General features: G+C 58.2%; 24 protein-coding genes and 2 pseudogenes. 9 read left to right on the top strand and 17 right to left on the bottom strand.

Going from position 1 to position 23628, the window contains the following annotated elements:
• Window positions 1–76 precede the first annotated feature (76 nt).
• From CSC94_RS18975 to CSC94_RS18955, 5 genes are read right to left on the bottom strand one after another with little or no spacing between them, the layout of a single operon-like run.
• The gene (locus CSC94_RS18975) at window positions 77–823 is read right to left on the bottom strand and encodes a sulfite exporter TauE/SafE family protein (protein WP_099307953.1); all 747 of its coding nucleotides are present in this window, start codon (window positions 821–823) and stop codon (window positions 77–79) included.
• A 12-nt stretch (window positions 824–835) separates the two neighbouring features.
• The gene (locus CSC94_RS18970) at window positions 836–2251 is read right to left on the bottom strand and encodes an aldehyde dehydrogenase family protein (protein WP_099307952.1); all 1416 of its coding nucleotides are present in this window, start codon (window positions 2249–2251) and stop codon (window positions 836–838) included.
• A gap of 10 nt (window positions 2252–2261) precedes the next feature.
• Window positions 2262–3593 carry a hypothetical protein gene (locus tag CSC94_RS18965; protein WP_133122934.1) on the bottom strand — a complete coding sequence of 444 codons (1332 nt, stop codon included), beginning with the start codon at window positions 3591–3593 and terminating at the stop codon, window positions 2262–2264.
• On the bottom strand, window positions 3594–3833 hold the full coding sequence (locus CSC94_RS18960; RefSeq protein ID WP_099307950.1) for a hypothetical protein: 240 nt from the start codon (window positions 3831–3833) through the stop codon (window positions 3594–3596).
• A gap of 22 nt (window positions 3834–3855) precedes the next feature.
• Window positions 3856–4536, bottom strand: a complete 681-nt coding sequence (locus CSC94_RS18955) for a nuclear transport factor 2 family protein (protein ID WP_099307949.1) — start codon at window positions 4534–4536, stop codon at window positions 3856–3858.
• Between the two features lie 256 nt (window positions 4537–4792).
• Here CSC94_RS18955 and CSC94_RS18950 point away from each other — a divergent pair, with 256 nt between their 5' ends.
• The 4 genes from CSC94_RS18950 to CSC94_RS18935 all read left to right on the top strand — a co-directional run bounded on the left by CSC94_RS18950 (window position 4793) and on the right by CSC94_RS18935 (window position 8270).
• Entirely contained in the window at window positions 4793–5776 is a 984-nt protein-coding gene (locus CSC94_RS18950; RefSeq protein ID WP_165784509.1) for a TRAP transporter substrate-binding protein, read from the top strand.
• 10 nt (window positions 5777–5786) lie between these two features.
• A complete protein-coding gene (locus tag CSC94_RS18945; RefSeq protein WP_165784508.1) occupies window positions 5787–6281 on the top strand; it encodes a TRAP transporter small permease in 495 nt (164 codons plus the stop codon).
• Between the two features lie 2 nt (window positions 6282–6283).
• Window positions 6284–7543 (top strand): TRAP transporter large permease, encoded by a 1260-nt coding sequence (locus CSC94_RS18940; protein ID WP_099307947.1) that lies wholly within the window; start codon window positions 6284–6286, stop codon window positions 7541–7543.
• A gap of 67 nt (window positions 7544–7610) precedes the next feature.
• Window positions 7611–8270, top strand: coding sequence for a TetR/AcrR family transcriptional regulator (locus CSC94_RS18935; protein ID WP_099307946.1), 660 nt, complete (start codon window positions 7611–7613; stop codon window positions 8268–8270).
• A 575-nt stretch (window positions 8271–8845) separates the two neighbouring features.
• Here CSC94_RS18935 and CSC94_RS18930 read toward each other — a convergent pair.
• The 7 genes from CSC94_RS18930 to CSC94_RS18900 form a co-directional block, all read right to left on the bottom strand.
• Window positions 8846–10474, bottom strand: coding sequence for a thiamine pyrophosphate-binding protein (locus CSC94_RS18930; protein ID WP_099307945.1), 1629 nt, complete (start codon window positions 10472–10474; stop codon window positions 8846–8848).
• Between the two features lie 82 nt (window positions 10475–10556).
• Window positions 10557–11375: a universal stress protein gene (locus CSC94_RS18925; protein WP_099307944.1), complete on the bottom strand. Its 819-nt coding sequence runs from the start codon at window positions 11373–11375 to the stop codon at window positions 10557–10559.
• Window positions 11376–11426: 51 nt separating this feature from the next.
• Window positions 11427–12929 carry a tripartite tricarboxylate transporter permease gene (locus CSC94_RS18920; protein WP_099307943.1) on the bottom strand — a complete coding sequence of 501 codons (1503 nt, stop codon included), beginning with the start codon at window positions 12927–12929 and terminating at the stop codon, window positions 11427–11429.
• Between the two features lie 11 nt (window positions 12930–12940).
• The gene (locus CSC94_RS18915) at window positions 12941–13366 is read right to left on the bottom strand and encodes a tripartite tricarboxylate transporter TctB family protein (RefSeq protein ID WP_099307942.1); all 426 of its coding nucleotides are present in this window, start codon (window positions 13364–13366) and stop codon (window positions 12941–12943) included.
• A 62-nt stretch (window positions 13367–13428) separates the two neighbouring features.
• Window positions 13429–14376, bottom strand: coding sequence for a Bug family tripartite tricarboxylate transporter substrate binding protein (locus tag CSC94_RS18910; protein ID WP_165784507.1), 948 nt, complete (start codon window positions 14374–14376; stop codon window positions 13429–13431).
• 33 nt (window positions 14377–14409) lie between these two features.
• Window positions 14410–15381, bottom strand: coding sequence for an MBL fold metallo-hydrolase (locus CSC94_RS18905; protein WP_099307940.1), 972 nt, complete (start codon window positions 15379–15381; stop codon window positions 14410–14412).
• Window positions 15382–15443: 62 nt separating this feature from the next.
• Window positions 15444–16895 carry an FAD-binding oxidoreductase gene (locus CSC94_RS18900; protein ID WP_133122933.1) on the bottom strand — a complete coding sequence of 484 codons (1452 nt, stop codon included), beginning with the start codon at window positions 16893–16895 and terminating at the stop codon, window positions 15444–15446.
• Window positions 16896–17067: 172 nt separating this feature from the next.
• On the opposite strand from CSC94_RS18900, the gene CSC94_RS18890 reads away from it, so the two are divergent.
• Window positions 17068–17754: a GntR family transcriptional regulator gene (locus CSC94_RS18890; protein ID WP_133122932.1), complete on the top strand. Its 687-nt coding sequence runs from the start codon at window positions 17068–17070 to the stop codon at window positions 17752–17754.
• Here the strand turns inward: CSC94_RS18890 and CSC94_RS18885 are convergent.
• From CSC94_RS18885 to CSC94_RS18875, 3 genes and pseudogenes are all read right to left on the bottom strand, one after another.
• A pseudogene (locus CSC94_RS18885) lies at window positions 17751–17840 on the bottom strand (IS481 family transposase); the annotation flags it as partial. The gene CSC94_RS18890 and the pseudogene CSC94_RS18885 overlap by 4 nt on opposite strands.
• Window positions 17841–17912: 72 nt before the next feature.
• Window positions 17913–18308 (bottom strand): annotated as a pseudogene (locus tag CSC94_RS18880) (transposase); the annotation flags it as partial.
• Window positions 18309–18695 carry a winged helix-turn-helix transcriptional regulator gene (locus CSC94_RS18875; RefSeq protein WP_099307938.1) on the bottom strand — a complete coding sequence of 129 codons (387 nt, stop codon included), beginning with the start codon at window positions 18693–18695 and terminating at the stop codon, window positions 18309–18311.
• A gap of 150 nt (window positions 18696–18845) precedes the next feature.
• Between CSC94_RS18875 and CSC94_RS18870 the strand changes: the two genes are divergently transcribed.
• The 4 genes from CSC94_RS18870 to CSC94_RS18855 all read left to right on the top strand — a co-directional run bounded on the left by CSC94_RS18870 (window position 18846) and on the right by CSC94_RS18855 (window position 20606).
• Complete coding sequence (locus CSC94_RS18870; RefSeq protein ID WP_099307937.1) at window positions 18846–19457, top strand: NAD(P)-dependent oxidoreductase; 612 nt, start codon at window positions 18846–18848, stop codon at window positions 19455–19457.
• 69 nt (window positions 19458–19526) lie between these two features.
• Entirely contained in the window at window positions 19527–20159 is a 633-nt protein-coding gene (locus tag CSC94_RS18865; RefSeq protein WP_165784512.1) for a DsbA family protein, read from the top strand.
• Window positions 20160–20192: 33 nt separating this feature from the next.
• The gene (locus CSC94_RS18860) at window positions 20193–20297 is read left to right on the top strand and encodes a twin-arginine translocation signal domain-containing protein (RefSeq protein WP_099307935.1); all 105 of its coding nucleotides are present in this window, start codon (window positions 20193–20195) and stop codon (window positions 20295–20297) included.
• Between the two features lie 78 nt (window positions 20298–20375).
• Window positions 20376–20606, top strand: a complete 231-nt coding sequence (locus CSC94_RS18855; protein ID WP_133122931.1) for an MBL fold metallo-hydrolase — start codon at window positions 20376–20378, stop codon at window positions 20604–20606.
• Between the two features lie 169 nt (window positions 20607–20775).
• Here the strand turns inward: CSC94_RS18855 and CSC94_RS18850 are convergent, their stop codons facing one another.
• Both CSC94_RS18850 and CSC94_RS18845 read right to left on the bottom strand, forming a co-directional pair.
• Window positions 20776–21552, bottom strand: a complete 777-nt coding sequence (locus tag CSC94_RS18850; protein ID WP_099307933.1) for an SDR family NAD(P)-dependent oxidoreductase — start codon at window positions 21550–21552, stop codon at window positions 20776–20778.
• 37 nt (window positions 21553–21589) lie between these two features.
• The gene (locus CSC94_RS18845; protein WP_099307932.1) at window positions 21590–23626 is read right to left on the bottom strand and encodes an oxidoreductase; all 2037 of its coding nucleotides are present in this window, start codon (window positions 23624–23626) and stop codon (window positions 21590–21592) included.
• Window positions 23627–23628 lie beyond the last annotated feature (2 nt).

Here is a 23628-nt window from a genome sequence, read left to right as displayed (position 1 = left end):
AAATGGACTTTCCACCAATCAATATCGTTTTTGCTCCAAGAAACATTTCGGAGTACTCGAGCATAACTTACCTAAGTCAACTCACAACCAACGCTGTAACGCTCGCCAGTAGGAACCCAACAGTAAGCCATTTGAATGCCTGTTCGTTTACATGCCTGGCAATCGCGCTTCCGGCCAATACACCGGCGATTGTTGGCAGTGAAAGCGGAGCGGCGATCGCCCACAGGTCGGCCGAAATGCCTGCAACAAGGTGCTGCATTCCAAACGCGATCGGATAGGCAAGCAGAAACGCAACCAGTGTCGTGGCGCGGATAATCGCCTTGTCGCTTCTGATCGCCGTTGCATAGGCAGCAATCGGAGGGCCGGGCATCGCCAACGTTGTGTTCAACACCCCGCTAATTGCTCCGGCCGCCATGCGCCGTCGTGGGGTGTCTATCTCAAACACCGGATAACGTGACAATACGCCTGACGCGATCACCGTCATCGTACCAACGGTAATCGCCGCAAGTGTCTTCAGCGCGTCGATCGACAGAATCATAAACAGAATTCCGCCGACCGGCGTGCCTATACAGATGCCGAGAAACACCGGCCGAAGTAGCGAGCCACTGACCAGTCTCAGGGTACCGGGCGCGAGGATGACGGCAATCAGCAGGCTCAGCACGATAGAGGCCTGTATCGCCGAGGCACTGCCGACAGAGGCGAGCAGCAACGGCCCGGCGATGACGCCGAAACCGATCCCGGTGACCGATTGCAGCAGTGACGCGGCAAAGACCGCGACGATCAACGCCGGTGGAAACTGCGACAGCCCCAGAAACGCGCTCATACTGCCGCAGTCTCAGGAGAATATAACCTGCAGATCGGTATATTCCGCCAATCCTTCCTCGCCGAATTCGACGCCAATGCCGGATTGCTTGACCCCGCCGAAGGGTGCGTTGGGCTGGATCATGCCGTGCTTGTTGATCCACACGGAACCACATTCCAGGCGCGTCGCAACCCTTTTCGCTGCGTTGATGTCGCGGCTCCACACCGAGCCGCCAAGGCCGTTCGGGTTGTCGTTGGCTTTCTCGATGACGTCATCGATCTCACGATAGCGAATGATCGGCAGGGCAGGACCGAACTGTTCTTCGTCGACCAGCCGGTCGCCATTGTCGAGGTCGGCGATGATGGTCAGTGGAAAGAAGTAACCGGTCTTCTTGCCATTTCTTTTCGGGATGTCGCCGCCAAGCAGGACGCGCCCCCTGGAAGCTGCATCCGCGACAAGGTCGCTGACGATGCCAAACTGTCTCTCGTTTTGAACCGGCCCCAGCACCACGCCCTCGTCGGTGCCAACGCCCATCGACATCTTGCGAGCAAACTTCACCAGTTCCTCGCATACATCCTCATAGACGTCATCATGGACATAGAGCCGCTTCAGCGCGGCGCAGGTCTGGCCGCCATTGATGAACGCGCCCCAGAAAATGCCTTCCGCGATCTGCTTGGGATCGACATCGGGCAGGACGATTCCGGCATCGTTGCCGCCCAGTTCCAGCGTCATCCGCTTCATGGTCTCGGCAGCATTGGCGTATATCTTCTTCCCGGTGGAGCTGGAACCGGTGAAAACGATCTTGCCGATATCCGGGTGGCTGGTCATCATCGGTCCGAGGTCGTCATCGCCGGTGACGCAGTTGACCACCCCGCGCGGCAGTACCTCGTTCATCAGTTCAACCAGCCTGAGCGTTGTCAGCGGTGTGTAGGGCGACGGCTTAATGACAACAGTGTTGCCCGCCAGCACCGCCGGGATGACGTGCCAGATCGCGATCAGTACCGGGAAATTCCAGGGCGTGATCGAGCCAACGACACCGATCGGCTTGCGGTAAAGCTCCACACGGCCTTCGTTGTTGTCCTGCAGCACGCGCATCGGAAGCGACAGGCTGGCAGTGTATTGTGTCCAAGCCACCGCACCGCCGATCTCCCAGCGCGAACCCAGGCCGTTGAGCGGTTTCCCCTGCTCCGTTGTAAGTAATTGCGCCAGTTCCTCGGCGTGGTGTTCGATCTTTTCGGCGATCTTCCGGCAGGCCGTCTGTCGCTTTCTCTCGGTCTCCTCGCGCCAGCTCTTGAAAGCCACCTTCGCGGCGCGAACCGCATCCTCCAGTTCGGCTTTGCCGGCAAGCGGGGCCAACCCCGCCACTTTCTCCGTCGCCGGGTTCAGCACTTCAAAACACTGCTTGGTAGGCACTTTCTTGCCATCGATAACCAGGCGGAAAGGTTCCATCGTTCTGTCCTCAGTCGCGTTCTTGCGGCATCTTGTTTCCGTACCAGTCCCGGAAATGGTTCTTGTGGGTCTCCGAGTAGGCGCCGGGCTTCATGTGCTTGTCGTAAAAATCGAGATCGAGATGGTGGGCCTGCGCGAACAGCGTCAGCTGAATCGGATCGACCGTTCCGGGGAACTTGCCGAACGTCTCGTGAATGTAGCTGCAGATGTCCTTGACGCATTCCACGCCTTCGGGGCTTGCCTGTACGGTGGCCGCATCGAATTCCGCGTTGGGTGCGGTATGCGGCTTGACCATGCCTTTCGCCTCCCATTGGTCCATCGTCATGGTGGCGCCGGCAATCGCGGCATCGACCGCTTCCCGCATGGAAGGGTAGTAGGGCGGGCAAAACGCCTCGAACACGCCGTCGCGGCCGACCGGTATCGGAAACGGATCCGTTCTCGACTGGATGAAGCGGAAACCCAGGCCGCGACACGCCGGCGTGCCGCCCAGAACCACGGTGGATGAAAAACCACCATAGACCCAGCCACCTATGCCGGTTGCCTGCAGGGCAAGCGCGATCAGCTGGGACATAAAGGCACCCTCGGCCAGCATGCCGTCGCTCAGGAGCTTTTCCAGCCGCGAGAGGGTCATCACCTTCTTCTTGTTAAGGAAGCCGTTTTCCACCCATTTTCCGTTGCCGCAGGGTCGCATACCGTTCCGGTCGTCCACGATATAGTAGCCGCCCGTCGCCTTGGCATAGCGCCCGGCCTTGCTGTCGCACAGGTTCAGGATCAGCTTGATCATGTCCTTGGTGACGTCGATCACAGGCATGAACATCGTGGTGCCCGGCATGTTGGTGACCCATTGGTTGTGGGGCCACACGCCTGGCTCGGCTGGCGGCAGGTCCATCCTGCCGTCATTGATTTTTTGCACATAGGTTTCATAGAAGCCCAGGATCTTCTCCCGGTCGCTCTTGTCCTCGTACTCGCGCATCTTCGTCATCTTGGCCTGGTCGCCGTTTACGACGTAGACGCCAGTGTCATTGGTGAAGAACAGCCGCGCACGATGCGACCCCATCGCCGAGGGGTAGGGCTTGCCGATCGTCTTGACCATGCCGCCGGGGAATTCGGTTTCGGCGAGGATCGGTCCAGTGGTGGCGGTCGCCGCTGCAACCAGCATGGCGGTCTCAAGGTCGTTCAAGCCAACAGGCTGCTTGTCCGACTTGTGCTGAAACGGGCCCGAAGCCATCTCCATGCCGAGCCCGAAACGGCGGGAACGTCGACCCATGATCGCATCATAAAGCGGATAGTCCCACGCCGCTTCCGCCTGTTTGGGCAATCCTGCCGGTTTTAGCGAGCTCATTCAGGCACCCTCCCGACCGGTTGAGGGCTGTGACCTCAGCCCCCAAAACATGCGAGTCAGATAGCCCCAGATACGTGGCTTGGAGAGGACGAGTCGCAACAGCCGGCGCAGGTCGGCGCCCGACATGGTGGTCTCGGCTTCCCAGACGCCCATTTTGCCGACAAGCACAAGCCCGTCATTCTTGAGATCGAGTTTCTCGATTTCGAATTCGAACTCTCCAGCTGCCGACTCAATCTTCACGGCTTCTTCCTCCCGCTCCCCGTCAAGGGATCATTTTCCAGTAGGCGTCCTTCACAGTGATCAGGCCGCCGCCGATTTCATAAAGATCCATGCCCTTGGACTGCCGCCATTTGCCGTCCGCGCCCAGGTACTCGACGTCATAGGTTTGGATGACTGTGGTGTCCTTGAACCGCCACACCGAGCCCGAGAAACGGGGGGCGTTGGGCATTGCGAAGCGGCGCTCCATCTCTTCGAGCGCTTCCTTCTTTCCGTAGGCCACCTGCCCGTTGGGCAAATGCCATTGAAATGAAGGCGACAGGCAGTCGCCGATCGCTTTCATGTCTCGCGTGATGAACGCCTCTTCGAAACGGGTGATGAGTTTCTTGTATCCGATCTCATCATCGGCCGGAACGACAAGGGCGACCGGCCTGATTTTCTGGACGCGCTGATAGGCCCGATTGTCGACGACGCGAAAGCCGTTTGCCAGACGGTGGGAGTTCGACTCTCTCGTCGAGGAGGGCTTTTGGACAATCTCCTCGACCTTCTGCGCAGATTGGTTTTCGTGCACCTGCGGAGTTGACGGTTCGCGCGGTTCGGACCTGACGATTTCCTCGATGTCCTGTGCTTCCGGTGCGCCGACAACGCGCAGCTTGGCAGGTAATGCGCCGCGGCCAATCGTGGCCCGGTTGTCAGCCCCATCCGTTGTCTTCGTCGGCTTCTTCATTCGGATTCCGCTTCCGTGGGCAGTCCTGAAATCAATCGTCCCATGCGCAGAGACGCTATCATCGCGCAGGCGGAAGTGTCAACAAAAACGAATACAAATTCATATTACGATTATTGATATGGACATATATTACAATAAAAACAACGATATAAAAGCTAACATGAATTCCAATTCATATTTATTGACAGAATCTGACATTCCGCTTAACATTAGGGGCAGTCAGGGCGCTCCAAGCCCGAAAGAGGGAGGATATGTGATGAGACTCGTTTCGCTTGCCGCCGCGCTTCTGATGGCGACCAGCCTGTCTGCGGGCGCGAAGGAATTACGACTGAGTGCTGCGCCCCCTCCGGGCTCGCCCTGGGGCAAGATCACCCAGAAATTCGTCGACAAGGTAGCCGAGGTGTCCGGCGGGGCGCTGACCATCAATGCCTTCATGGGCGGGAAGCTTGGCGGCGAGCAGGATGTCGTCAAGCAGATTGCGCGCGGTCGTATCGACATGGGCGTAATGTCCAACACGGCAGTCTCGCTCGTCGTACCCACCTTCGGCCTGCTGGCTTCGCCCTATGCGTTCGACAGCGCCGAGCAGTTCGACTGTGTCGCCGACAATCACCTGCTCGCCACCTACGGCGAAGAGTTCGACGCTGCCAACATCAAGACGCTGAGCTGGATGGAAGTCGGATACCAGTCGATCTTCGCGAAATCGCCGCTTCGGGTGCCGAGCGATCTCGCCGGAATGAAGATCCGTACCGCGCCTTCGGCGACGGACACTCTGTTCATCAAGCAGGCGGGTGGAACCGCCGTGCCGCTCGCTCCCAATGAAGCGATCCCGGCCCTTAAAACCGGCCAGGTCGAGGCAGCGACCCAGCTTTCCGTCTTCGGCATCGCCACGGGCTACGACAAGGTCGCGAGCAACATCGTCCTGACGCGTCATCAGCATCAGGTTGGAGGGATCATAATCTCGAAGAAGACCTGGGACAGCCTTACCGCTCAGGAGCAGGGCTGGATGAACGAGGCAGCGCCGATCTTCCTCGAACTGCGCCAGGCTATCAGGGGTGCGGAAACGGCGCTCCTCGGCAAGGCTGAGAGCGAAGGGGCGACCGTGATCAATCTGAGCGATGAGGAACTGGCGCAGTGGAAGGCACTCGTGCCGGCCGCGCAGGAAGCCATCCTCAATGATCTTGGCGATGCGGCCAAAGCCAAGTGGGATGCGATTCAAAAGGCCAAGGCCGCCTGCAGCTGAAGCCAAGACCATGCTGCGCGCCATCCTCAAAGGCCTGGCTTCCACTGAATCAGCCGTGGCGACGGTTGCCTACGCAATTGTCGCCGCGCTGCTGATCGTGGACGTCGTTGGTCGCGAACTGTTCTCGACGGCATTTCTGGGCATGCAGCAGATTGCCGTTTACGGTGCGATCATCGCCGGATTTCTCGGCCTGACGCTGGCAACCTCGGACAACTCCCACCTGCGTCCGGGGTTTCTTGACTTCCTTTCGGGGCCCAGGCTCGACCCCCATGTCGCTCGGCTTGGCGACGCCGTATCGGCCCTGTTCTACTTCGCGGCCACAATCGTCTGCTGGAATTTCGTGCAGGTTTCGATGGAGAGCGGCGACAAGGCGCCGGTTCTCTATTTCCTGCTTTGGCCGCTGCAGCTGGTCATTCCCTACGCGTTCGCGTCAGCGGGCCTCAAGCATGCGATATTCTGCGCTGACCCATCGTTGAAGCAGCTGAACTCCGACAGGACCCACTGACGATGGCCGCCATCCTCCTTGTTCTTCTCGTGCTTGTGATGCTCATTCTGCGGCAGAACATCATCGTGGTTCTGCTGGGCTCCGCCGCCTATGTTCACGTGGTGTGGGGCGACGGCCATCTGGAATATCTCGCCGAAGACCTTTGGATCAGTCTCGACAACGCGCTTCTGCTGGCCATTCCGATGTTTCTTCTGGCGGGAAACGTGATGACACGCGGATCGATCGCCAAACGCTTGATCGACATGGCGATTGCGGTCACCCGTCCCCTGCCGGGCGGTCTTGCCGTGGCCACCATTCTTAGCTGCGCCATCTTCGCGGCAATTTCGGGGTCTTCGCCGGTTACGCTCCTGGCAGTGGGTACCATCATGTATCCGGCATTGCTGGAACATGGCTATTCCAAGCGCTTTGCCCTTGGCGCACTAACCTCCGGTGGCACTCTCGGAATCATTATTCCGCCGTCAATCCCGCTAATCCTGTACGGCATCGTCACCGAAACGTCGATCGCGGAACTGTTTATAGCCGGGATCGTGCCGGGTCTGATGATCGCCGGTGTCCTCGCTTTCTATTCCTATTGGGTGAACCGGAAGATGCCGGCGCAATCGCTGGATTTGGCAGAGCTGCGCACCGCGGCAATCCGGGGCGGGTGGTCGGCTATGCTGCCGATTATTCTGCTGGGCGGCATCTACTCGGGTTACTTCTCGGCAACCGAGGCCGCCGCCGTTGCGCTTCTCTACGCGCTTTTCGTGGAAATCCTTGTCCATCGCGAGCTGAAGCTCGCCGACTTTTTCCATATCGCAGTCGATACGGCCAAACTTCTGGGCATGCTCTTTCCCATCGTTGCCGTGGCGCTCAGCCTCAAGACGATCCTCACGATCGAGGAAGTCCCGGACCAGTTTGCCAATCTCATTACCACGGCGACTGACAATCAGGTCACTTTCCTGCTGGCGGTGACGGTATTCCTGCTGATCGTCGGATGTCTGTTCGATGTCATTTCCGCGATCCTCATCCTGGCGCCGCTGTTGCTGGTCCCGGCGATGGCCTACGGGATCGACCCCGTCCATTTCGGCGTCATTATGGTCATCAATCTGGAGATTGGTTTTCTCACGCCGCCTCTGGGCCTGAACCTGATCGTTGCAATGACCGCGTTCAGGGAGAGCTTCCTCGAAATCTGCCGCGCAGTGCTGCCGTTCATTGCACTGATCCTGGTTGTTCTGCTGGTCGTGACTTTCGTGCCGCAAACAGCTCTGGTTTTTGTGCGGTGATTTCGGATAGCAATAGTCTGGCATAGTATCGCCGGTCGCGAGCCGACAACCGCGAGGAGACTATAAGATGGACCTGAATGCTGTATTGCTGGAAGAAGACATTCCCGGCGTCCATCCTGCACAGCAGCAGCGCAGCAGGCGTATCCGCGACGCCTTCATCAACTCGGGTGTCGAGATGTTGAACTCGATGCGGCTTGCCGACCTGAAGGTTTCCGATCTGGCGGAAGCCAGTGGTGGATCGGTCGGCAGTTTCTACAACCGTTTCGAGGACAAGGAGGCCTACTTCCGTGCTCTGCGCGCCGCGGCGATCGCTTCCTGCAACGAGGAGATTCAGGCGCGCGTCAACATCGATCGCCTGTATGAGTTGGAGCCGGAAATTGCGCTCGATGAACTCGTCGATCTGATGGCTGACCTGTTTACTGGCCCGATGCGGGGCGTGTTGCGGGAATCACTGCTGCGTATCCTCGAGCCGGATGATCCCTGGGCGCCCATGCGCGATTCGGCTCGCGAGATAATGCGCTACTACCGCAAGGCATTTGCCAGCCAGTTTCCGCAGTTCGGCGAGGAAGAAACGAAAACTCGGCTCAGTTTCTGCTTCCAGTTGATCGTCGGCGCCCTGCAGAACGATCTCGTCAACGACTATCACGTGTTCTCCACGCGCGACGAAACGCTCCGTGCTGGGCTCAAAGAGGCTCTGCGTAGTTACATGCGGTTGCCGCTGGATTGAACGGTGGCTTTCGCCTAATCCGCCACAAGTAAGTTTTACCCGCCAAATGGCTGCTTCGGCCGTTAAAGCAAGAGCGAAGCACACAGGCGAAGGTCTGTTTCATCGAAATCGAGAATCGTAAGCCGACAGTCTGGAATCGGCCCCGAAGCTGCCAGTCGGCGATGCGCCGCCCATCCAGTCGTTCACGGTCTCAGAGCCATGTCCCGAAACCAGCCATTCGACCTACTGAGGTTGAAGGTCCTGGCCGGGCGGGAAGCAGACTTGCGGCAGCGCAGTATCTCAGGTGCGGAAATTGGCAAACGGCTGCCGTTTCTACACGTCGCAGCAAAATCTTGGCAAGCATTTGACGCCACAGCGGACTTTCCGCCCTTAACGCGGATCGTCAGCCTAATAATACATGCGGATGAGATAAGGTTTCGAACATGGTGGTCTGGGCTATTCCCTCGCGCGGGCACAGAGCGGCAATCCCCTCCTCGCCACGCAATCCTTCAAGCACGCAGCCTCATTTGGTGGCATAGTGTGCCAGGCCAAGTGAGGCACGGTTGCCGGACATCTCGGTTTGCCACTGCCAAAGGTTACATTCGCATACGTGGAACGCTTTTCGGATCCAGTTTCAGCTCGACGATGATTGGACCTTTTCGGGCATTGATCGCCTCAATCGCAGTCTCCAGCTCTTCGGGTGATGTCACCTCGACGCCCATCCCCCCCATGGATTTTGCGATATCGGCGAAAGAGGGCCAGTCAAACTCGGTCAATGATGGGTCCATCTGCCGGTCTAGCATTTGAACATGCTCGGCCCCGTAGGCCGAGTCGTTGCAGATGATCACGATCAGATCACGTTTGGTTCGAACGGCGGTATTGAACTCGTTAGCGCCGCCCATCATGAATCCGCCGTCGCCGATGAACAGTACGACAGGGCGCGTAGGATCTCCATGCGCCGCGCCAACGGCCTGCTGCATGCCTTGCCCAATAGCCGCGAAATTGTCAGTCATGTGAAAGCTATTGGGGTCCGGCACCCCAACACGGCACCAGACTTCGGTGATATAGCGCCCGCCATCGGTGAGCATGATGCGGTTATCAGGGAGCGTTTCATTCAAACGGTCCAGCGCGTATTCAAGATTGATGCAGCCATCCTTGGACTTGCTCGGGTCGCCCTTTGGATGCTTCGAGATGTCATGGGAGGGCAATTCCTTGGAGAACCCAGAAGGCGCGATTTCGGCCTTATCCAGCCAGTAGAGGATGTTGTCGGCAGTCTTCCCCGCATCTGCTATCAGAACAGCGTCGGGCTGGTAGAACGCGCCGGCATCAGCGAGGCTGTTGTTGACCTGCACAACCCGCTTGCCTTTCAGCAATTCGCCACGATCCGTCGTCAGGAAATGCATCCAGGCGCCAAAGACGATGATACAGTCGGCAGCAGCGATCACATCATATGCTTGTGCTGTACTGAGCGTTCCGAAATAGCCGATATTGTTTGGGTGGCCCTCGAACAGTCCTGTGCCTTTCAAGGTGGTTGCCAACGGCGCTTCGAGCCGTTCAGACAATGCGATCAACTTGTCTTTCGCGCCGGCTGCCCCGGCCCCTGCCAAGATCAGAGGCCTTTTCGCGGAGGCTATCATACCTATCGCCGCTTCATGTACAGGCCCTTCGGTCACGGTGCTTTCGATTTCGGGCAGCGGAAAGACAACAGGGGTATGTTCGACCTCTGCCCACATGAAATCAGAGGGGATATTCACGACAATAGGACGTCGTTCCTTGCGCGCGCGATAGAATGCCGTCGCTACATCCCGCGTAGCTGTTTCCGGCGCCTTCACCTGTTCGAATCCGGCACCGGTGGCCTTAACGACTGCGCGTTGGTCGATGTTTTGCGGGTGAAACGGTGCAGTCACGGGTGTATCACCGCACAAGAGGATTATAGGGCAGCGCGCAACCACACCTTCCCGAAGGGCTGTAAAGCAATTCGTCAGACCCGGGCCTTGGGTTACTGTCGCGACCCCGACCTTCCCGGTCACTTGGGCGTAGCCTTGTGCCATCAGCACAGTGCCGCCTTCGTGCACGGCAGGAACCATCGTTCCGCCGCAACCGCTGACAAAGTGATTGGCCATAAACAGGTTGGCGTCCCCAACCAACCCAAACATTGTATCAACGCCATGGTCGCGCACCGCTTGGGCAATGGATTGGTGCATGTATTTTTTCTGGTCTGACATTTGTCCTGTCCTTCAAAGAAGGTCTGAGCCTCAATGGCCCCCGTCTTGTCCTATTACTGATTGAAAGGTGGTCGCTTGGGCTTCAATGGGACAGAAACACAGGGACATCCGCCCTTGCGATGATATCTGTCGTGACCCCTCCAAACATATCTTGGCTGAACTTACTATGTTCGAACGCCCCCATGACCACCAGTTGAGCTGAAATTTCCTGCGCGGTTGACAGAATGGTTTCAGCAATCGACCCTTGCTGAGATTTCAGAACAAAACTCGCGTCTATCCCGTGACGTTCGAGATTGCGCAGCAAGTATTCCGTTCCTGGCACTTGTTGTGTGCCGACGGTCAGAAGGGTAACTTTTGACTTATCCTCAAGGCCGATCATGGCGTCACCAAGCGAACGGGCCGATGATCTCTTGCCATCCCAGGCGACAAGGGCGTGGTCTGCAAGCCCTTCAGCTTCGTACTCATCGGGCACTACAAGAACCGGGCGGCCGCTGCGTAGGGCGATCAGATCTGGGTTGGCTGACATATGCGCCTCGTTTTCGCTATAAGAGTGCGCACCGGTGACAACCAGATCAAATGATCGCGCGAATTCCGATAATGAGAGGCCTTTTTGGGCGTCAAGTTTGACAAAGTCTGATCGGTCTTCAAGTCCGGCTTCGGCGGTTATCGCCCGAAACCTTTCGGCGATCTCTGCAAACCGCGCCTCTTCAGCCTCGAGGAACGGCTTGAGGAAGCTCGTCGGTACAGTCCCGCGCAGTGTTCGCTCAAGATCGCTTTGGCTGTGACGCAAAACGCCAGTCAGCCAAGCATCATGGTGTTTGGCCAGATGCAGTGCATGCCGCAAACCGCTGCCCTTTGATGCATCGCCACTATAGGCACTCAGGATGGATTTGATCGACATTCGGCCCCCAATTGAAATTTCAACAAATGGAACTGTTGAAGATGATCCACGTCATTCGTCCTCAACTCGCGCGTTCGTGCGCAAGAACCAGACCAACGAGACAACCGACAGGATAAGCAGCGCCACAGCCACAGGGCTTTTCAGAACCTGTGTCATGTCGCCATTGGTCAACGCCAAAGACTGGGCGATGGATTTCTCAAACCGTGGCCCAAGGAAAAACGCGATGATGAAGATCACCAACGAATAGCCAAAGCTGGTCATTAAGTATCCGATGATGGCAAAGATAAGCATGATAGCCACGCCAAAGAGCCCGCTGGTTGCCATCGAAACTCCGACAAAACACAAGAGCAGTGCTGATGAGAAGATGATGGATTCAGGTGCAGAAACGACCTTGACCCATAGCCGTAAACCAAGCTGTCCGACCCAAAGGTTGACGAAATTGGCCATGATCATCGCGCCAAACAGACCATAGACAAGCCTTCCCTGATTTTCGAACAGAAGCGGTCCGGGCTGCATTCCGTGAATCATGAAGGCGCTGATAATCAGTGCTGCGCCGACACTACCTGGAATGCCCAAAGTCAGAAGCGGGATCAGATTGGCACCGACCACGGCTGAGTTGGCAGATTCGGACGCGGCAATCCCGTGAATGTTTCCTTTGCCAAAGCTGCCTGGATCCTTGGAGCTTGCCTTTGTCATTGCATAGGACATGAAGGCGGCGGCCGTTGAGCCGATCCCGGGAAGCGCTCCGAGAATTGTGCCAATGATTGCGCCGCGCAGCATGGTAACGCGGCATGACCAATACTCCGCCCATGTAACACGGGAGTCATCCGGGTTGTCCGTATTCTTTGCGATGATGGCCGGCCGCAAATTTCCGTGGGCCTCGGATAGGCGGTGGAGTATTTCGGAGATGGCGAGCATGCCAATTGCGACTGACGGCAGCGCTAAACCATCAAAGAGGTCCCAGTAGCCAAAGATCAGGCGCGGCGTGAAGTTTTCGGGGTCTTGCCCTATGGAAGCCGCGAGCAATCCGAACGCCGCAGAGATGATGCCTTTGGCAAGCGAATTGCCGATCAATCCAGCAAGGATCGAAAAGGCAAAGATCATCAGCGCAACGACCTCGATCGGCCCCATTTTCAGGGCCAGAACGGCCAGCGGCGCGGAGACGGTAATCAGGACAATATCGCTGAATGTATCTCCGGTAATTGAGGAAAAAAGTGCCATTTTCGTGGCTTTCAGGGGCTTGCCCTGCTTTGCCAACGGGTAACCGTCCATGGCGGTGGCGGCCGCATCCGGTGTGCCGGGGGTATTCATCAGAACTGCAGGAACCGCGCCACCGACCAGGCCGCCCTTGTTTACACCCACAAGGAAAGCGATGGCGGGTAGCGGATCAAGCCCGAAAGTAAAGGGGATGGCGATTGCCATTGCCATAATCGGACCAATGCCGGGAACCGCCCCGACAAACTGACCGAGCACAACGCCAAACAGAATGAACGCAAGGTTCAAGAAGCTCAGCGCGTCTCCAAAACCCGCAAGCATTGTTGAAAAATCAACCATATCTTACGTCCTTACGGCAAGGCCCGGCCAAGCAATTGGGTTACGATGAACCAAATGGCCGCAGGCACTACAACGACTCCAAGGCCAAGCCAAAGCAGGCGGCGCTCTCCGACAAACCACATGATTGCCAGCGCAAGAACAGGCGCGACATACTCAAACCCGAGCCATGACATTGCCCAAATTCCAGCGACCAGCAGTGCTACGTAAAGGCCTGTCTTTGCCATCAGGACCGGATTTCGGACATGATGGTTGGTGGGCTTGATCGCGACGAACGCTCCCGCGACGGCAAGGATCAGCGAACAGATATTTGGGAGTGAATCAGGAGATAAATTTCCACCGTCAACGGTTTCGATGTAGGTCGGGTTTATCCAGAAGTACATCACAAGACCCAAGGCCATGAAGAAAAGCCCTGAAATGCGATCTGCCATGGTGCCCATGTTTACCTCCCCCGAGTACTGAAAAACCCCGCCACGGGCTGTGGCGGGGTGGGTTGGGATGGCTATTTTGCAAACAGGATCTTGGCGTTTGCCAAACCATCCACCATCATCTGCTTGGCGCCCTCAGGCCCCATGTTGATCGGAGCACCTTTCACGGCATTCTGAACAATCTCGGCAAAAGCAGGCGCCTTTGTCGCCTCGTCAATTGCTGCCGAAATCGCCTTGAGAGCTTCAGCGTCAGTGCCCGCTTTCATGGCCAGGAAGAACACTGGATCGACATAGGCATTGACGCCGGATTCGATGAAAGTCTTGGCCTCGGGCGCGTAGCTAAGTCGGGACTGGTTGGCGCTTGCAATGACTTTCATGTCACCGGATTCCAGATAGGGAAATTGCTCGCCCGATCCGAAGCCGGCCATAACCTGCCCACCCAGGATCAGCTTCATGACCTCGGCACCGCCATCGGCAGTGACAAGATTGAACTCAGCTCCGGTTGTTGCCTTGGTCTGTTTCATCATCAAGACCTGCGGCGGTGCCATTGTGGCCACGGGCAAAGTGCCTTTCTCCTTGGCATAGGCGATCATGCCTTCAAGATCGTCAAACGGAGCGTCCTTGCTTGCCACAAGCGCCAGCTCGGCCTTGGCGATAGTGCCAAGATAATCGAAGCTGTCGACGTTGAACGGCAGTTGATCACCGCGCTGCACGAGTTGTACGAGCACCGGTATGCTGACGCCCATGCCAATGGTCTTGCCGTCAGCCGGGCGTTGCGACAGACCGGTGAACATGGCAACACCGCCACCGCCTGGCTTGTTTTCTACCACAATGTTCCAGCCTGTATTCTCCTTCATGACCTCTGCCAGGACACGTCCCATGGTATCGGTCGATCCGCCGGCACCAAAACCGATCTCGATGGTCAACGGCCCATCGGGCGCCCAGTCTTCAGCGAATGATGGAGCGGTAAGGGCCATGACGGCACTTGCCGCCAGAGCCACGAGGTTTTTTGACAGTTTCATTGTGTTTCCTCCCTGTATGACTACGTTCATGCACTACTTGGATTTTTCAATTTCAAGCCGCTTAACGGCCCGTTCCCGCAATGCTGCAATCTGTTTGAGAAGGGCCTGAGGGTCGACGAAGACATTCGGCTCACCGTCTTTGCGGGCCACGTGCTTTTGACGGTTTTCATCGAGATCTGCAGAAAAACCATGCGTGGTGAGGTGCACTGCGACCGGCATCTCTTCCGCCTCTACAAGTTGGCGTACGCGGTCCACGCTATCGATGTATGCTTCGACCTGCGGCGGCCCCTCAATGGCATTAAGGCCAAGGCCTCCAATCGTGATTGCGCGATAGGTGTTTTCCCCGTCGTGCACATCATAAATGTAGGACGCCGTTCCCCATGTATGGCCTGGCGTTTCGATAACCTTGAACGTGTTGTTGCCGACCTTGATCTCGTCGCCATCGGCAACAGTGATTTCGGGCGCAATCATATCCCAGGCTCGAGCGCCACCTTGGGATGCAGTTGATGATTCAACTGCTTCGTCCCAGCCCGCTTTCGTCATCACAAATTTCGCATTGGGCAATAGCGGCTTCAATGCGACTGCACCACCGACATGGTCGAAATGGCCATGCGTCATCAAAACATATTTGATGTCTGCGAGATCGGTCCCCGTCTTCTGTATGTTTTCTACGATCATTTTTTTGAAGGGACCATAGAGCGTGTCGATCAGGACAACGCCGTCATCGGTGTGCACGAGCCATGCCGAAACCCAGCAAACTCCGACAAAGTCGACATTGTCAAAAGGCTTCCACGGCTCGATGTATTGATCAGCGGGTGTGTTCAGCCATTTGCCCAGATCCTTGGGCATAACGCCGGTTTTACCGAATTCAATGAAACGCTGAATGATAGGGCCCGAAGGGCAGCCGTCGAAGAGGGATTCAGCCGCCGCGGCTGCTGGCATGCCCGTACTCATCAACGCACTTGCGCACATGACCCAGTGGAATGTTCTCTTGAAGCTAGCCATATCGTTTCCTCCCTGAAATGGCTTGTATTCACACAACGAGCCGCCTGCGCGTCGGACTACTGCTAGGGAAGCAGTTTGCCGGGATTGAATATGTTATTTGGATCCAAGGCCTGCTTGATCGACCGCATGACTGCCAATTGCGCGGGCTCTTTCAATCTGGTCATGACAGGCAGTTTGCTCTGTCCTATCCCGTGTTCAGCACTAAAGGAGCCTCCCAGTTCGGCCAGCAGCGCGAACACCTTCTCCTTGGCGATCTCCAGTGGCAATGCATCCCAATTGTGGCCTTCCGAAGCAGACAAGGCGTAATGCAGATTGCCATCACCGAGATGGCCGACGGTCAAAGGCTGGAAGCCGAGCCCATCCATCTCGGCATCCATTTCCTCTACGAACCGGGCGATCCGTGCCAGCGGAAGCGATATATCAAGATGATAGGCTGGCCCTGCTTCGGTAATTGCCTCAAGGGTCGACTCGCGCATTTTCCATAGATCGGTGCGCTGCTGACCGGACTGTGCCAGCATGGCATCCAGCACCAACCCTTCGTCCATCAGCTCTCCCAGAAGCTCAATGATCTCAGCCTCCAGGCGGATCACGCCGTCATGCATTTCGATAGCATCGCTGGATCGTGTTGAGGCAACCTCGACCAGAATGCCAGTCGCCACGGCGCCCTCCAACGGACGGTTGATGGCAGGAAACACTTCGCAGATCACATCCACAGCAGCCTGGGGCATGTACTCGAAGGCTTCGACGCCGCCGCCCGTGTGGTCCTGCAGACGGTTCAAGACAGCAAGCGCGGCTTCAAGCGTAACGACAGACAAGAAGGCCGTCGAACGAGCCTTTGGCGTCGGGACAAGCTTTAAAACCGCGGCAGTAATGATACCCAAAGTGCCTTCGGCACCGATCAGCAGGTCCTTGAGGTCGTAGCCGGTGTTGTCCTTGCGAAGGCCCGTCAACGCATTGATGATCGAGCCATCAGGCATGACAGCTTCAATCCCAAGGCACAGTTCGCGGGCGTTGCCATAGCGCAGGACATTTGATCCACCGGCGTTTGTCGACAAATTTCCACCAATGGTGCAACTGCCCTTCGCGCCGAACATCAGTGGAAAGACCAGATCGTGTTTCAAGGCTGCCTCGTGCAGCGTTTCCAGGATGACACCCGCTTCGGCGATTACGGTCCGCCCGCCCACGTCGAGGGATCGGACCGCATTCATCCTGGTCATTGATACAACGACCGACTCGCGCCCCGCGACGGGGACGCCGCCACCACACAAACCTGTACGTCCACCTTGAGGGACAATCGCGATGTCGTGCGCGTTGCAAAGCCTGACCAGTTCAGCGACCTCGCCTGTTGAGGCGGGGCGAACAACCGCTAGAGCGCTCGAGCGATATTGTCCGGTCCAGTCCGTCAGGTAACCCTCGACACTCTCGGGCCGGGTCAGAACATGCGCATCGCCCACAACGGCTCGAAACGCATCGACCATGCAAGCTGCGTCGGGTTTCCGGATCGCGTCACTCAACGTCGTGGCTCCACCTTAATAGCTCTTGAGATCCGCAGAGAAGCACTGGGAGGATCAGAAAAACTAACATCTAACATGGTAGTTTTGCTGTCAAGCGTTATCTAACATGTCAGTTTGACACCGGCCGTTGACTTGATCATGATCCGGTTTCAGACAGGAGGAGCAGCCGTCAATGCAACGCGTCGATTATCCCAAGTCGCTTATGGAAGTGACCGCGGAGCGTATCAGACACGCTATTGTTTCCGGCGAATTGCCTCTGGGTTCGAAATTGTCCGAGCAACGACTTGCGGACGCCTTGGGCGTCAGTCGCTCGCCCGTTCGTGATGCATTGGCGGCACTGCAGTCCGAAGGGTTGGTTACGATCTCGCCAAAGCGAGGATCATTCGTTTTTATGCCCAATCTGCGCGTCGTTGACGAGCTTTGTGAGCATCGCGCGATTCTTGAAACCGCCGTCCTTCGTCTCGGCATCGTGCGAAATCATGGCAGTTTGTTGCGAAACCTGGAAAATGCCACCGCTGAAATGGAACGTGCCTTGGCAGCGCAAGATCCTCACGGATATACAGCGGGGGACCACCGGTTTCACAACGCAATCATCATGGGTGCGGAAAACCGAACTACCGAGAGGTCATACAACCTCACGATTTCTCCTCTTAAAGCGCTGAGAACGCACCTGTTCACGATCATGAGCGAAAATACGGATCGCTCAATGAACGAACATTTTGCAGTGATCAATGCGGTGCGTGCAAAAGATGCTGAGTTGGCTGTGTCGCATCTTTGGGAGCATATCGAGCATCTCGCCGAAGCGTTTCGCACCAAACTTTCAGTCGAAGCGTCAAAAAACACAAAGCGCGCTATGTAACGCGCCAGATACCAGACGATGAGCATCGGCCCCAGATAATAGGTCTCGCGAAGATGCAGAACCTTCTCGACGATCTCAGGTGCAGTCATGGCGAATGTGGTGTGGTCCCGTCCGGTGAGACAGATTTGCGGCTTGGCTAAGGTGGATCGGGTTCGTTTCTACGCCGCCAATTGCTCCGTCATTTCCCCCGTAGCATAAACCTCATCGGGCGTCTTGCCGTCGAAGGTCGAGTGCGGGCGTCGCTGGTTGTATTGATCTATCCAGGAACCGATGCCAGCCCGGGCCTCACTGCCGGTTTTCAACGCGCTAAGGAAGACGCATTCGTATTTGAGGCTTCGCAACAGCCGCTCGATGAAGACATTGTCCATCCAGCGCCCGCGCTCGTCCACGGAGATGCGGATACCGGCGTCCTTCAGTATGCTCGTGAAGGCGAAGCTGGTGAACTGGCTGCCTTGATCCATGTTGAAGATATCAGGCCGGCCGTGGCGAGCGTTCGCGTCTTCGGCGGCTGCAACACAGAAGTCGGCATCCATCGTATTCGACAGCCGCCATGTTCACCGGCCGCCGTTCTTTACGCCATAATCGCTACGCGCCTCGCAGATTGCCTGATGGTTTTCGTTCGCCCAAGCAATGAGGTTCTTCAATGGCACCAGGAAGGAGCGGCCCAGTTCCGTCAGTTCATATTCGACCCGCGGCGGCACTTGCGGATAGAGCGTGCGCCTGATGAAGCCGTCTTCCTCCAGGCGCCTCAGCGTCTTGGCGAGCATCTGCTTGGAGATGTCCGCGATCGCACGCTCGATCTCGCTGAAGCGCATGGTCCCGTGCTCGAGTACTTCGAGAATGAGCAGGCTCCACTGGTCCCCGATCCTGTCGAGAACGTCTCTGATCGGGCAAGGTTGTTCGAACACGAATGGTATGGATATGAGGTTACCCTGGCTCATCCTACTAGGCTCCATGACGCTCACGGTCACGCCGGGATGACCTGATCACCGTGCGATGACGTCTTGCGGGGACGATCCTGATATCATAGATCGCACCCTCTGGTCTAGTTAATAGACCTGATCACGAAATCGAACTGAAAGAAGCTTGCAATGGTAAAAGTTGCTCTCATCGGCGCATCCGGCAATGTCGGATCGCGCATCCTCAAGGAACTTTCCGATCGCGGCCACCAGGTGACCGCCATCGCGCGCAATCCTGAAAAGATCGCAACGCTTCCGGGCGTAGAAGCGGTTGCCGGGGATGCGCAGGACAAAGACGCTCTCGCCGGATTGGTCAAGGGGCACGACGCCGTCATCAGTTCAACCCGGTTCACCGGCACCGACTTCTCAATCATTGTCGAGGCTCTGCGTCAGGCGGACGTCAAGCGCTATCTGGTTGTCGGCGGCGCGGCCAGCCTCGAGGTTGCACCCGGCAAGCGCCTGCTCGACCAGTCTGACTTCCCTGAAACCTACAAGCAGGAAGCCAGCAATGGCGCCAAACTGCTGGATTACCTGCGCAGGCTTGACGACCTCGACTGGACCTTCCTGTCACCGTCGGCGATGTTCGTACCCGGCGAGCGCACCGGCACCTTCCGGCTCGGCAAGGATGCGCTTTTGACCGGTGAGAACGGGTCGAGCATCTCCTACGAGGATTACGCCATCGCAATGGTGGACGAGATCGAAGACCCCAAAAACATCCGTCAGCGTTTCACAGTCGGATACTGATCGATGGCCGGCGCCGCGACCGGAAGCCGGCCTCACTCGTTACGAAGAGTCCTCTCCATGTCCGAAACTATCCATCTTACCTATCTGTTCGACCCGCTCTGCGGATGGTGCTACGGCGCCGGTCCCGCCATCGAGACCCTGATGCAGCAGGACGACATCACCGTCACCGCGCTGCCGTCCGGCCTGTTCGCCGGATCCGGCGCCTTTCCGATGAACGCCGGTTTTGCCGCCCATGCCTGGCAGGCCGACCAGCGGATCGCCCAGCTTACAGGGCAGCAATTCAGCGAAGCCTATCGCCGGCAGGTTCTGGAAAGCGGCGCCGGCAAAGTCGATTCCGGCCCGGCCACTCTGGCGTTGAGCGCCGTGCATTTGACCGCACCGGAACGGGAGTTCGAAGCCCTGAAGGCGATCCAGAGTGCCCGCTATGTCGACGGACGCGACAATGGCGATCCGGCGGTGATTGCTTCGGTCCTCGCCGAGGCGGGCCTTGATGCCGCCGCCGCACGCTTTGCCGAGCCTGACGACGAGCTGAGGGAGGTCAACCGATCTCGGATCGAGGAAGCCCAGACTGAGATGCACCGCTTCGGCGCGCGCGGCGTGCCGACGCTCATAGCCGGCACCGGCGCCGACGCCCGTGTCGTCAATTCCAGCGCGCTCTACGGCGGGGCCGACGAGCTGATCGCCGGACTCCGCGCCGCCTAACCTCAAATACCCGCGAAACCAAGGAGCACCCTCATGATTACTCGCAGAACCATCCTCAAGACGTCGCTCGCCGCCGGTGCCGCGGCCACCAACCTGCCGCTGCCGGACCTGGCGCAATCCGGTCTGAGCTGGGAGTAATTACCGGCCGACGACACCGGCTTCCTTCGTGCACCGGTGCGGGTCGACGGCGGCTTCACCCTGTCAGACGGTCAGGCCGTGGCCGATGCGAACAGGGCGACCGGCCTGACGCTCATCACGACCTATCTCAGCGTCAACGATCCGGACTACTATCTCAGCCTCGGCCCGATCAAGGCGGCCTTCCCCGAGGCGTCCGTCATCGCCGCCCCCGAGACGGTCGAGTTGCTGACGAAGAAGCTCCCCGGCAAGATTGAGGCCTGGGGGCCGCAGCTGGGCGAGAACGGCCGCAATCGCTCGAAGAGGCGGTGATCCCCGAAGCCTCCGATGTCAGTACGCTGGAAGTGGACGGCGAGGCGATCGAGATCGTTGCCATCGCCGCTAGTAAATTGGATGCCCGGAAAGGGCGGAAAGCGGACAGCTGCAATGTGGCTCGCTGATGACCGCCTTTTGAACAAAGTGGTTCTTGTCCTGCTAATCGTTAGCCGTCGTTGAAGGCGAGCATTCCGGCATCAACGATGCTACTGCCGCCATCCACTTCGACATGCGCCCCGGTCATGTAGGACGCGGCGTGTGACAGGAGAAACCCAACGACCGCGGCGATTTCGTCTGGCGATGCGGCGCGGCGTTGCGGAACGTGCTCGCTCACTTGAGCATACCCCGCCTCAGGAGATCCAAAAAGGGCTGTCATCTCCATGTCTCCCATTTCGGTTCGCACCCAGCCCGGAGAGACAGCATTGGCACGGACCCCAGATGCAGCGGCTTCGAAAGCGACAGATTGCATCAGTCTCACCATCCCGGCCTTGGACACGCCATAGGCCGATAGACCGGCGCCGGTGTGTTTTGCCGCGGCCGAGGCGATTCCGACAATCGCCCCCTTCTGCCGGGCAAGATGCGGAAGGGCCGCCTGCACCGTCAGGAAGGGCGAGGTCAGATTGACCATGATCTGCCGTTGCCAGCTATCCAGCGACATCGTTGTTACTGGTGCAGGCTCTACAATTCCCGCGTTCAGGACCAGTGCGTCCAGCCGCCCAAAGCGGTCGACCACCTGCTGGACGATCTCGACAGAGGGTTGGACATCAGAGAGGTCCGCCTGAATGGCATGTCCCCCGGTTTCGGCAGCAATGGTCTGCAAGGGTTCGTAACGTCGGCCACAAATGATGACGTGATAATCCTTGGCAAGTGCGCGGGCGACGGCCGCACCAATTCCGGTACCCCCGCCTGTCACCAAGGCCACCGGGCGATCTGTCTGGCTCATGTCAGGCGTCCTTTGCATTGGAATTCATGACAAGATTTTATAGGAACAGGCAGGGCCTCTCGCGCTTGAAAATGCGGTCGGCGGGCTCTGTGCCAAGGATTTCGCGGGCATGGCGGTGTCCGGAAAACACCGCGCCCTGCATGGCACCAGGACATTCCGCGTCACCGATCACCCGATGCGCGATACCAAGCGCTTCAAGCTGAAGGGAAAGCGAGGGGTCAGGCAGGCGGATGCCGACCATCACCAAAGTCTGGGCCGCAATGCCGGGCGAGGCTTCGCCCGTGTCCGCGCGGACGAGAGACAGACGGCCGTCCTGCCAGCCGCTTGCCGCAGCGTAGGGTGTCATGCGCACCCCCGCGGCCATCAGTTCCGCAATCATCCGGGGCTGTTCGAGCGTGTGGCCCATCCATGGAGCGATCGTCGGCTGGGGAGAAACGATATGCACCGCATGTCCCCTGGCGGCCAGGTCGGCGGCTAAAATGTTGGCCATGTAGTAATGGTCATCGTCATAGATCACCACGGGGCCTGTCACCTTTGCTCCGGCCAGAATGTCATCCGGCGTCAGCGCCCGGCCTGCAAATCCGGGGATTGGGTCCAGCCGCGTCCGACCCACCCCGTCACCCCGCCAGCTGGCCCCGGTGGCCAGGATCACATGATCCGCCGCCATTTCCGCGATCATGGCGGCGTCCATGTCGCTGTCCGCAAAAAGGCTGACATTGGCCATGCGTTGCAACTGGAACAGCCGGTAATCCTTTACCCGCGCCCAGGAGGCAAGGCCCTTGAGCTGCGCCTCCGATCTGCTGCGCCCCCCGAATTCGGTCTCGCGCTCGGCCACAGTCACCTGATGACCGGCGCGGGCCAGTACAAGGGCGGCCTCAAGTCCAGCGGGACCAGAGCCGACAACCAGCACGGTTTGCGATTCGGCCGCGGGCGGGGTGCGTTCGGGGTGCCAACCCCGCCGCCATTCCTCGGAAATCGTCGGATTTTGCGTGCAGCGCAATTCGACACCGATGGTTTCGACCGAGACGCATATGTTGCAGCCGATACATTCGCGGATGTCCTCGACACGGCCCTCGGCGATCTTGCGCGGCAAGAAGGGGTCAGCGATCGACGGCCGTGCGGCCCCGATCAGGTCCAGCACCCCGCGTTTGATCTGGGAAACCATCGCATCGGGCGAGGTGAACCGCCCCACACCCAGGACCGGCTTGCCCGTCACCTGTTTCACGAATGCGGTGAATTCTTCCTGAAACCCCTCAGCATCGTATCGCGCCGTGCCGCTGTCGCGACTCCAGCTGGAAACGTTCACATCCCACAGGTCCGGCAGATCGGCCAAAGCCTCGATCACCGCACGGCCTTCGCCTGTGTGCAGTATGCGCTTGGGGCCGGTAAGCTCATGCACGGCAAAGCGGACGGCGACGGCCATGTCAGTTCCGGCCTCTTCCTTGGTTTCCTCCAGCACCTCGCGGAACAGCCGCAGGCGGTTTTCAAAGCTGCCGCCATATTCGTCGGTGCGGGTATTGTAGGCAGGCGAGAGGAAGTGCCACAGGATCGAGGCGTCATGCGAGGCATAGACATAGGCGATGTCGTATCCTGCTTGCTTGGCCCGCCGTGTTGCTGCCCGGAACATCTGCCGCAGGGTGCGGATGTCGGATTTGTCCATCGCCTTGGCCATCAGCGGCATGTCGGGTTTCAGGATCGGCAGCACCGAAGGCCCCATCGCCGGATAGCCGTTCGAGAGGCCCCTTGACCGGATGCCGGTATGGCCCAGCTCGATGGAAGCCAGCGCGCCATTGGCATGGATACGCGCGACCGAACGGGCATGGGCCTGCACGTCGCCCTCATCCCACAGCCGCTCATAGGGAAGGCCGGACAGGTCCGACGTGGGGTCGATCTCGCTGAGCTGCATGGCAACGATGCCCCAACCGCCCTCGGCACGCGTTTCACGGATGCCGATGGCGCCGTTGGGCATGAGGTAGCTGTGACCAATGGCGTGCGGCATCGATACCAGCCGGTTGGGCGTAGTGACCGGCCCGATCCTCAAAGGTTCGAACAGTGGCGCATAACGCGGATCCATCG

This window comes from Zhengella mangrovi (assembly GCF_002727065.1).
Lineage (GTDB): Bacteria > Pseudomonadota > Alphaproteobacteria > Rhizobiales > Rhizobiaceae > Zhengella > Zhengella mangrovi.
The sequence above is the reverse complement of the archived record's forward strand: the minus strand, read 5'-3'. Positions and strand labels throughout refer to the sequence as shown.

Coding starts and splice junctions, on each gene's coding strand:
- CSC94_RS18975 (WP_099307953.1), bottom strand. CDS start 823: ATGAGCGCGTTTCTGGGGCTGTCGCAGTTTCCACCGGCGTTGATCGTC.
- CSC94_RS18970 (WP_099307952.1), bottom strand. CDS start 2,251: ATGGAACCTTTCCGCCTGGTTATCGATGGCAAGAAAGTGCCTACCAAG.
- CSC94_RS18965 (WP_133122934.1), bottom strand. CDS start 3,593: ATGAGCTCGCTAAAACCGGCAGGATTGCCCAAACAGGCGGAAGCGGCG.
- CSC94_RS18955 (WP_099307949.1), bottom strand. CDS start 4,536: ATGAAGAAGCCGACGAAGACAACGGATGGGGCTGACAACCGGGCCACG.
- CSC94_RS18950 (WP_165784509.1), top strand. CDS start 4,793: ATGAGACTCGTTTCGCTTGCCGCCGCGCTTCTGATGGCGACCAGCCTG.
- CSC94_RS18945 (WP_165784508.1), top strand. CDS start 5,787: ATGCTGCGCGCCATCCTCAAAGGCCTGGCTTCCACTGAATCAGCCGTG.
- CSC94_RS18940 (WP_099307947.1), top strand. CDS start 6,284: ATGGCCGCCATCCTCCTTGTTCTTCTCGTGCTTGTGATGCTCATTCTG.
- CSC94_RS18935 (WP_099307946.1), top strand. CDS start 7,611: ATGGACCTGAATGCTGTATTGCTGGAAGAAGACATTCCCGGCGTCCAT.
- CSC94_RS18930 (WP_099307945.1), bottom strand. CDS start 10,474: ATGTCAGACCAGAAAAAATACATGCACCAATCCATTGCCCAAGCGGTG.
- CSC94_RS18925 (WP_099307944.1), bottom strand. CDS start 11,375: ATGTCGATCAAATCCATCCTGAGTGCCTATAGTGGCGATGCATCAAAG.
- CSC94_RS18920 (WP_099307943.1), bottom strand. CDS start 12,929: ATGGTTGATTTTTCAACAATGCTTGCGGGTTTTGGAGACGCGCTGAGC.
- CSC94_RS18915 (WP_099307942.1), bottom strand. CDS start 13,366: ATGGGCACCATGGCAGATCGCATTTCAGGGCTTTTCTTCATGGCCTTG.
- CSC94_RS18910 (WP_165784507.1), bottom strand. CDS start 14,376: ATGAAACTGTCAAAAAACCTCGTGGCTCTGGCGGCAAGTGCCGTCATG.
- CSC94_RS18905 (WP_099307940.1), bottom strand. CDS start 15,381: ATGGCTAGCTTCAAGAGAACATTCCACTGGGTCATGTGCGCAAGTGCG.
- CSC94_RS18890 (WP_133122932.1), top strand. CDS start 17,068: ATGCAACGCGTCGATTATCCCAAGTCGCTTATGGAAGTGACCGCGGAG.
- CSC94_RS18875 (WP_099307938.1), bottom strand. CDS start 18,695: ATGAGCCAGGGTAACCTCATATCCATACCATTCGTGTTCGAACAACCT.
- CSC94_RS18870 (WP_099307937.1), top strand. CDS start 18,846: ATGGTAAAAGTTGCTCTCATCGGCGCATCCGGCAATGTCGGATCGCGC.
- CSC94_RS18860 (WP_099307935.1), top strand. CDS start 20,193: ATGATTACTCGCAGAACCATCCTCAAGACGTCGCTCGCCGCCGGTGCC.
- CSC94_RS18850 (WP_099307933.1), bottom strand. CDS start 21,552: ATGAGCCAGACAGATCGCCCGGTGGCCTTGGTGACAGGCGGGGGTACC.
- CSC94_RS18845 (WP_099307932.1), bottom strand. CDS start 23,626: ATGGATCCGCGTTATGCGCCACTGTTCGAACCTTTGAGGATCGGGCCG.